The following is a 9,072-nucleotide window of genomic DNA, read 5'->3' on the forward strand; positions in this document are numbered from 1 at the left end:
GGCGACGGGCTTGGAGATGCCGATGGACCAGGTGTCGGCGCAGGTACAGAAGGAATCTCCGGCGCCGGAGCGCTCAGTTTATTAACGATGCGCCCTTCAACTTTGGACGAAATCAACCCGCCCTTGAACGTCTTCACGATGTAGTCATAGAACACGTCAAGGTCGACAGGTCCGGCCACGGAATCGCTGGCCTCGGTCAGAACCTTGTAGTTGTCGCCGCCCGCCGCCATGAAGTTGTTGACGACAGCGGTATATTTTTGCGTCATGCTAATCGGGGTTCCATCCGCCTTCGTAAGACCAGCGATACGTTCGGCTACCGGCAGATACATATTTGCCGTGTATTTCAGACCGGAAATTTGCAGCGTCTTGGTGTCTGGCGTTCCGTCGGCTTTTCCCCCCCACTGCTGCTGCAGCAGCGTCTTGATCTGCGCTCCGGTGAGCGTCAGCTTCACCAGCGTGTTGCCGAACGGCTGGATTTTGGCCAAATCGCCGAACGAAACATTCCCCTTCGGAAGATCCGCCCGAATGCCGCCCGGATTCATGAAGGCGAAGTCAGCCGAGCCTTTGCCGTCCCCGAAATCCGCTTTCAGCATCGCGTCGGCGATCAGGTTGCCCAGGGCCGACTCATTATTATAGGCGTCAGTGCGGGTAACTGTGCCGTCCGTCGTGCCTACCGGCTGGGTCAGCTCCGGATGCAGATTCAGGTACTTGTTAACCAGAGCTGCGGTTTCCGGATCAGGGGTTACCCCGTCCTGGTAGGTGGTGGTCACAGTAGCCGACTGGCTTTTGACATCGCCTGTAGCGTGGTCGATCACCAGTTTGATGTCCTCAAATGCCGTCCCGTAAGAGTAGGCCTGAACAATCAGCTTGCCGTTCACTACGCCGTTCGCCAGCGCGTGGTTGTCACCGGCAACGATAACGTCAACCGGAGAATCCAGCGGAAGGGCATGGGCCAGATCGGCGGCTTCGCCCGTCGTGCTGTCGCCTTTGGTTGACGCCGGATCATGGGCCAGCACAACAATCGTTTGAACACCCTTGTCTTGAAGCTCGGCGGCGTACTTCCCGATAGCCTGGACTTCTTCATCCGGAGACAGGAAGCGGATGCCCGCTGTGCCTGCGGGAGAAACCTTGCTTGGCGTCGCCTTGGTCACCACGCCGATAAAGCCGATCTTTACGCCGCCGATTTCCTTAATAACGTAGGGATTGATAATCGGCTTGCCTGTCGCGCTGTCCACCGCATTGGCGTTGATATAATCGAAATCCGCGCCGGCATGAACGACCTTGTCGTTCTTCGGATCAACGCCGCCAAAGATTTGCGACCTCAGTGCCGCGACGCCCTGATCAAATTCATGGTTGCCCAGGGTGCCGACATCGAATTTCATCAGATTCATCCATTCATGGGTCGGCTCGTCGCGCTCAAGGGAGGATACCGGAGCCGAGGCGCCAACGGAGTCCCCGTTATGAAAGAGCAGCGAGTTCTCATGCTGGACACGGGCCTGCTTCAGATAGGCCGCGAGAACCGCTGCGCTCCCTACATTCTTCCCTCCGACAACCGATGTGGTGTCAAGCTGTCCGTGGAAGTCGTTAATGCCGATCAGGTGAACTTCAACGTCCTGGGCAGGGGGTGATACGGTTTCTTTCAGGTTCAGGCTGTAAACCTCGAATCCCCTGCTATCGGTCGCTCCTGTATCCTTGATGTTGCCAGGGAGCACATCCTTCGCGTCAGGCGAGGAAGTGAAGGTAACATCCACATTGCCCTTGATCGGCGCGAGAGACCAGTTGTTGTCAACAGTCGGGACGATCGTGCCCTCCTCTTTGATGTAGTCCATCAGCACCTGACGGTTCTCGGTTTGGGTATCCATGATCATCGTGGAACCTTTGACGCCCGGGAAGTTGCCCCCGCCGCTGGCGCGGTAATTATTCGTAACGACGATGAAATCCTGGTCCAGATCCAGCGGCTTGCCCCCGTATATCACTTCCGTTACACGGCTCGAAGATGCGTCGTTGATCGTCCCGTCAGGCTTGTATTTCGCTTTTTGGGTTACATCGATCTTGTACCCGATGCCGTCAATCACGTCAAAGTTGTAGACGGCATATGCCGGATTCAGCAAGGACTGCGGAGTGGAAATGCCCGGCTTGATCCGGTTGAACGCGCCCGCGCTCATTTCCAGCCATTCCTTCACGACCGAGCCTTTGACCTTGATCGCTTTCAGCGTATTGTCGTACAGATACAGATCGCTCGCGCTGCGGATCGTCAAATTCCCCTTTGCCACCGTGGTGTACTCGTTAGGGCCATTGCGTCCCGCCTTGAAAGGAGCGGCCACACTGAGAATCGGCAGTCCTTTGTATTGGGACAGAGACGAATTAGCGGCAATTTCCTTCTCGACAAAATGCTTTTGGGCATAGGTCACGATCTGAACAGTCGGATCGTCCTGGATCAGGGCGAAGTAACTATTCATCGGCGCCGTAGTCGTGCCGAGTGGCGTATCGGTGTAATTAATAGCAGCCTGATGATCGGCTCCGGCCGCATCCAGAATAGCCTGATCTTCACTCACTCCGGCGGCCGAACGGGTCGAAGCTTTGGAAGCCGTCTTGTCAACCACCCATTTTCCACTGACATCTTTAGTGATCTTGAGATCAATAAGACCGAGATAGCCGCCGCCGTAACCGGCTTGCACGGCCGGAACGCCGTTAATATGGCCGTTGACATTGTCAATATAGCTGTAAGGCTGCTTGGTTCCCGGGTCTTTAAAGGAAGCGTCCAGCGTACTGTCATTTCCGTTCGTCGGAAAGACTTTGTGGGTGTGGGAGAATGTGATGGCGTCAATGCCCGGAACCTTGCTCAGCAGACTGATGTCGTTCTCGGCGCCTGCGCCTGCCGCCGTACCGTCGAAACCGCTATGCGCCATGACAACCACCACGTCAGCGGCAAGATGGTCCCGGTTATTGGCAGACCTCATTTCGGGAATGAATTTCGCCGCGGTTTCGGCAATATCTTTGGTAATTATTTTCCCTTCCAGATTCGCCTTGTCCCAGTCCGTGATTTGCGGAGTGACGAGGCCAAGGAGGCCCACATTAATGATATGAGGATTTCCGTCTTTGTCTTTTACTGATTTGGGAAGGATAATATATGGAGTATACTTGTTAACGTCATTGGTAGGATCGCTGTCATGATCGTCCACATAAATATTCGCATTGATATAAGGAAAATTGGCTTTGGTGTGCAAACTGTCGGCGGCGCTGCCATTGACGACCCGATCCAGGAATTGCAGTCCATAGTTGAATTCATGATTGCCAAAGGTCGCCGCATCGTAGTGCAGGGCATTCAGGGCCGCAATCATCGGATGGGTCTTGGAATTGTATACGGCCTGGGTCACCGGTTCAATCTTCGCCTCATAGGTGCCAAGCGGCGTTCCCTGAATCAGATCTCCGTTGTCCAGCAGCAGGTTGTTCTGCTCCTGGCCTCTCGCTTCCTTGATCAAGGTCGCCGTGCGGGCGAGTCCGACCGAAGCGGACGGAGCATTCTTGAAATAATCCCACCCGTACACATTCGTGTGAACGTCCGTCGTGCTCATTAACCGCAGGTCAATTTCAGGCAGTGAAGAACCCTCCGCAGCGGCAGCCTCCGCCTTGGCCGTACTCCAAAACGCGCCGGCGACGAATCCGCCCAGAACCTGCGCCGAAAGCACTGCGGTTGCCAGCACGGAAGCCAAAGGCTTGTCCCATCGTTTCTTCCCTATCATCTACTAATCCTCCTATTAATTCGTCTGCTTCCCGCGATATCTTATCATACTAAAAAAAGGGAATCTAGCGGGAATATGTTAACTTGAAGCAAGATTTATGTTAAAGCAAAGCCGCATGTCCATAATGAGCCGCCGGATACTGCGTCAGGCCAGGCAATCGGATGAAACCTTCGCCTCCCGGGAATGCTACCTGCGATGTTCCACTTTTCACTTAAGGGAGGAGATTCGCATTGTTCAAACGAATGGATGAAATCATGATCGAAATTCCTCAAGTCAACAAGCCCGATGCCAATGCGGCGGCGGCCGTGCAGGAGCTGCTGGGCGGAAAATTCGGGGAGATGTCCACGCTCAACAATTATTTGTTCCAATCCTTTAATTTCCGCAGCAAGACAAAGCTGAAGCCTTTCTACGACCTGATTATGAGCATTACGGCCGAAGAGATCGGCCATGTGGAGCTGGTATCCCACGCCATCAACTGCTGCCTTCGCGGCACTACTTCCGCCGGGGAGCCTGATGCCGCTCCGCTGGGATCGGCCAAGGATGCGCGGTTCTCCTATCATTTCCTCTCTGGAGGACAAGGAGCGATGCCGTTCGATTCCATGGGCAATCCATGGACCGGCGCGAACGTATTCAACAGCGGCAATCTGGTGGAGGACCTGCTGCATAACTTTTTTCTGGAGTGCGGCGCCAGAACGCATAAAATGAAAGTATATGAAATGACGGATCATCCGTCCGCCCGCGAGGTGGTCGGGTTTCTGCTCGTGCGCGGAGGCGTTCACGTTGTGGCTTACGCCAAGGCGCTTGAGGTTGCGACCGGCGTCGATGTTACGAGGTTGATCCCGATTCCATCGCTGAATAACAAGCACTTCAAGGAAGCGGCCAAATACGAGGCCAAGGGTGCGCACACGAAGCTGTATACGTGGAGCGAGCATGATTTTGCCGATATCGGTCAAATATGGAAAGGCACTCATCCCGAGGATAACTCTCCGCTTGAGGTCATCAAGGGAGCGCCCCAGGGCTTCCCGATTCCGGAATCGCCTGCGGTGGAAGAAGAATTCGCGCCGGGCATTTCTTCCGAGGAGTTCAAGTCGATCGCCGACCGCCTGAAGATGGCAGGCAATATCAGCGAACCGAAGGCGACCATTCACGCTTAATCAAATGAACAGGGCGGCCTTTACGAAAGAGTGATACTCAGCCGTAAGACCGCCCTGTTTAGCTCTATTCAGTTACACCTGGACGAGAGGGCCGTTCATGTAACGGAGCCGTCCGGGTCCTGATGGTTAAAGCGCCGGCTCCACTCGTATGGAGTGTCAAACCATATTCTCCGGTTTAACCCACCGGTCAAATTCCTCTTCCGTCACCAGCCTCAGCTTCAGCGCGGCTTCCTTCAAGGTGAGGCCCTCCTTATGCGCCAGCTTGGCGATCCCGGCCGCTTTCTCGTAGCCGATATGCGGATTCAGAGCCGTCACCAGCATCAGGGAGCTTTGGAGATTGCGGCGAATGGCCGGCTCGTTCGCTGTAATGCCCCGGGCGCAGTGCTCCTCAAACGACAGCATGGCGTCCGCCAGCAGGCGGCAGGACTGGAGAAAGCTGTGGATAATAACCGGCTTGAACACATTAAGCTGAAAATGGCCCTGGCTCGCTGCCACACCAATCGTGACGTCATTGCCCAGCACCTGGCAGACGACCATCGTCATCGCCTCGCTCTGCGTCGGGTTCACCTTGCCCGGCATAATCGAGCTACCCGGTTCATTCTCCGGGATGTGCAGCTCGCCGATGCCGCTGCGGGGACCGCTGGCGAGGAGGCGGACATCACCCGCAAGCTTCATGAGATCGGCGGTCAGCGCCTTCAGCGCTCCGTGCGCATAGACAAGCTGGTCATGGCTTGTCAGGGCGTAGAATTTATTATCGGCCGACACGAAGGGAAAGCCAAGCTCTTCGCCGATTGCCCGGGCGACCCTGGCCCCGAATTCCGGATGGGCGTTAAGACCGGTTCCGACCGCCGTCCCTCCGATCGCCAGCTCAAGCAGCGACCGGGCGCTGTCTGAAATAAAGCGCTCCCCTTTTTCCAGCATAGCGGCCCAGGCGCTTATTTCCTGTCCAAGCGTAAGGGGCGTCGCATCCTGGAGATGCGTGCGGCCGATTTTGATCAGGGTACGGTATTCGTCCGCCTTCTGTTCCAGCGTGATCTTGAGGCGCGCAAGCGCGGGAAGCACTTTACGTTCTACCGCCAGAAAGGCGGCGATATGCATGGCCGAAGGGAAGGTATCATTGGAGCTCTGGCCTTTGTTCACATCGTCATTCGGATGAATGGACGCTTCCGGTCCGCCCGGCCGCAGCAGCTCGCCGCCCCTGCGGGAAATGACTTCATTCACGTTCATATTGGTCTGCGTTCCGCTTCCCGTCTGCCAGACGACCAGCGGAAAATGCTCATCATGCATCCCCTGCATGATTTCATCGGCCGCGCGGATAATGGCGTCCGCCTTGGCTTCCGGCAGCAGGCCGAGTTCTGCGTTTACCTTCGCCGCCGCCTTTTTAATCAACGCCAGCGCGTAAATGACCTCAATGGGCATTTTCTCGCCGCCGATCTTGAAATTTTGCAGGCTGCGCTGGGTTTGGGCACCCCAATATTTGTCCGAAGGAACCTGCAATTCGCCAAATGTATCTTTCTCCACGCGAAATTCCATTTTTCATCCCGTCCTTTTTACCGGATTTAGCCTGCAGCGGCGGAGCCGGAACCAATATCGGGCCTCCCGTCACTCCTCCCGGCCGCACAGGCCATAAAAGAATAAATGGGTCATTTCCTCAATAAAAGCATCCATATTGTCCTGCTTGCGGGCGGCTTCCAGTAAATCAGAGGCGCTCTGTATATACATATTCATGAATATCAGGACAGAGCCGGATGAAACCTTGGGCGATATTTCATTCCTCGCTTTCCCTTCCTCCACCAGCCTGACGATCAGCGGCAGCACCGTCTGCTCGTAACGCTCCTGAATGTAGCCGAACATTTCCTGATCGTCGACCATCAGCTCCTTGATCTGGAGCGGCGACAAGACGGAATACTGCGCTTTTTCCTGGTCAATGGAATATTTGACGAAATCCCTGATTGAAGGCTTCCCTTGCATAAAGGTTTCGAAACTGTCGATAGACTGGTCAATATAATCCTTGAAGGATTGCTCCAGCAATTTCTCCTTGCTGCCGAAATAGTTATAGATCGTGACCTGCGAGACGCCCGCCGCTTTGGCGATATCCGCAATCCGCATCCGCTTGGGCTCCCACGTTCTCAGCATTTCCATAGTCGTCTTCATAATTTTCCGCCTGATTTTCGCCGCTCTTTTCTCAAAACCGTTGATTTTAGTCATTTGTCTTCCACCCTAACCTGGCTAAATAGTATATAGAAGTATAATTAATGAAATATATTATTTAAATAATTTCATAAATATATTGACGAGAGCTGCCGTCAGGACTATTATAACACATGAAATATATTGCTTATAATATTTCATTATTTTAGGTCGGAGGTGGCAGTATGCTTACTGTCCAAGAGTTAACAAAGACATTTTCAAACGGAAAAGGGATACGCGACATTACTTTTTCGGTAAACAAGGGGGAGGTGTTCGGCTTTCTGGGACCGAACGGAGCCGGCAAGTCGACGACCATCCGGCATCTGATGGGCTTTATGAAGCCCGACCGGGGGCATGCGGAAATATGCGGGCTGGATGTGTGGAAAGCGCAGGGCACGGTGCAGAGGCATGTCGGCTACCTGCCGGGGGAGATCGCCTTTGTCGACGGAATGACGGGAATCGCCTTCCTTGATTTTATGGCGGATATGCAGGGCTTGAAGAACAAGGGAAAGCGGGATGAGCTGATCCGGCGCTTGCAGTTTGACGCGCGCACGCCGATCCGCAAGATGTCCAAGGGGATGAAGCAGAAGGTCGGCCTTGTCGCCGCGTTCATGCACAGCCCGGAGGTGATTATTCTCGATGAGCCGACATCCGGCCTGGACCCGCTGATGCAGAAGGTGTTCATTGAATTGGTGCTCGAAGAAAAAGCGCGGGGCACGACCTTCTTGATGTCGTCGCACAGCTTCCCTGAAATCGAGCGCACCTGCGACCGGGCCGCCATCATCAAGGACGGCAGCCTCGTCACGGTGAAGAATATTCATGAGCTGCAATCGATGCAGCGGAAGCTGTTCGACGTCGTCTTTGAGAGCAAGGAGGACGCGCTCCGGTTCCGCGCTTCCGGCCTGCCCGTCGAGAATTACGACGATTACCGCGTCCGGGTCGCCATACAAGGCAGCTATAATACATTTATAGAAGAAGCGGCGAAATACCGCATTCGCAGCATGGACGTGTTCACCCAGAATCTGGAGGATATTTTCATGGATTATTATGACCGGGAGGGAAGCCAGCCATGAATTTCCCATTGTATAAGCAAATGATTAAAGTGAATGCCAAAGGCATCATGAACTATGCTTTCGGCTCCGCCTTCTATATCCTGCTGATCTTCTGGCTGTACCCGGGCATTGCGAAGAACACGCAGGCGCTGAATGATCTTGTCAAGTCCATGCCGGAGGGCGTGAACAACGCGTTCGGCCTGAACAGCGGGTTCGCCAGCGCGGAGGCGTTCGTCTCGGGCGAATATTACGGCCTCATTCTGGTGCTGATTCTGGCGATTGTCTGCGTCCAGATGTCCACCCGGCTGATGGCCGGCATGGTGGACCAAGGCTCGATGGCGTACTTGCTGTCCACGCCCACCACCCGCGCCAAAGTGTCGGCAACGCAGGCCCTTGTGCTGGTGACGGCCCTGGTCGTCATCATTGGCGTCACGACCCTGGCCGGCTTTCTGGGAGACGCCTGGTTCCTTGACGCCTCCTTCCCCTTCAACAGCGGACGGTTTCTGCAATTGAACCTTGTCGCCTTCTCGCTGTTCTTCGCCATCGGCGGCCTGACCTTTCTGGTATCCTGCCTGTCCAATGACGAGAAGCGGGCGCTTGGCCTATCCAGCGCCATAGCTTTCGGCTTCTTCACCATGGATCTGGTCGCCAAAATCAGCGACAAGCTGAGCTGGCTGAAAGCCCTGACGCTCTTCTCGCTGTACCGTCCCGGCGACATTGTCGCGGGACAGGCGAAATGGGGCCAGATTTCCCTTGTGCTGCTGGCCGTCGGTCTGCTGTCTTTCGCCCTTGGCATCCTTCTGTTCAAGCGGCGCGATCTGCCGCTGTAAGGGCGGCTGCGACGGATGGGGGAAGGGCGCGGGCCTGGTGGAGCCGGGATGCGGTAAAGGGCCGCGTTGACCGGGCTGCCGCGCCGGGACGCGGGGGAAGCGG

Annotated in this window: 6 protein-coding genes; 3 read left to right on the forward strand and 3 right to left on the reverse strand. The window is 55.2% G+C overall.

Going from position 1 to position 9,072, the window contains the following annotated elements; genetic code table 11:
- The coding region (locus L692_RS0107790; RefSeq protein ID WP_025698695.1) for a bifunctional 2',3'-cyclic-nucleotide 2'-phosphodiesterase/3'-nucleotidase at positions 1 to 3,743 on the reverse strand (3,743 nt) is incomplete at its 3' end.
- Between the two features lie 230 nt (positions 3,744 to 3,973).
- Here L692_RS0107790 and L692_RS0107795 point away from each other — a divergent pair.
- Positions 3,974 to 4,897, forward strand: a complete 924-nt coding sequence (locus L692_RS0107795) for a manganese catalase family protein (protein ID WP_025698697.1) — start codon at positions 3,974 to 3,976, stop codon at positions 4,895 to 4,897.
- A 156-nt stretch (positions 4,898 to 5,053) separates the two neighbouring features.
- On the opposite strand, the gene fumC is transcribed toward L692_RS0107795, so the two are convergent.
- Positions 5,054 to 6,430, reverse strand: coding sequence for a class II fumarate hydratase (gene fumC / locus L692_RS0107800; RefSeq protein ID WP_025698699.1), 1,377 nt, complete (start codon positions 6,428 to 6,430; stop codon positions 5,054 to 5,056).
- 69 nt (positions 6,431 to 6,499) lie between these two features.
- On the reverse strand, positions 6,500 to 7,051 hold the full coding sequence (locus L692_RS0107805) for a TetR/AcrR family transcriptional regulator (protein WP_232238745.1): 552 nt from the start codon (positions 7,049 to 7,051) through the stop codon (positions 6,500 to 6,502).
- A gap of 221 nt (positions 7,052 to 7,272) precedes the next feature.
- Here L692_RS0107805 and L692_RS0107810 point away from each other — a divergent pair, with 221 nt between their 5' ends.
- Together L692_RS0107810 and L692_RS0107815 are read left to right on the forward strand one after the other, a co-directional pair.
- On the forward strand, positions 7,273 to 8,160 hold the full coding sequence (locus tag L692_RS0107810; RefSeq protein ID WP_025698703.1) for an ABC transporter ATP-binding protein: 888 nt from the start codon (positions 7,273 to 7,275) through the stop codon (positions 8,158 to 8,160).
- A complete protein-coding gene (locus L692_RS0107815; protein WP_025698706.1) occupies positions 8,157 to 8,969 on the forward strand; it encodes an ABC transporter permease subunit in 813 nt (270 codons plus the stop codon). Before L692_RS0107810 ends, L692_RS0107815 begins: the two co-directional genes overlap by 4 nt.
- Positions 8,970 to 9,072 lie beyond the last annotated feature (103 nt).

Source organism: Paenibacillus forsythiae T98 (genome assembly GCF_000520735.1).
Classification (GTDB): Bacteria; Bacillota; Bacilli; order Paenibacillales; family Paenibacillaceae; genus Paenibacillus_AQ; species Paenibacillus_AQ forsythiae.

Bases quoted from the DNA above. Each gene is read 5' to 3' on its own strand.
- fumC (WP_025698699.1), bottom strand. From the start codon at position 6,430: ATGGAATTTCGCGTGGAGAAAGATACATTTGGCGAATTGCAGGTTCCT.
- L692_RS0107810 (WP_025698703.1), top strand. From the start codon at position 7,273: ATGCTTACTGTCCAAGAGTTAACAAAGACATTTTCAAACGGAAAAGGG.
- L692_RS0107815 (WP_025698706.1), top strand. From the start codon at position 8,157: ATGAATTTCCCATTGTATAAGCAAATGATTAAAGTGAATGCCAAAGGC.
- L692_RS0107805 (WP_232238745.1), bottom strand. From the start codon at position 7,051: ATGAAGACGACTATGGAAATGCTGAGAACGTGGGAGCCCAAGCGGATG.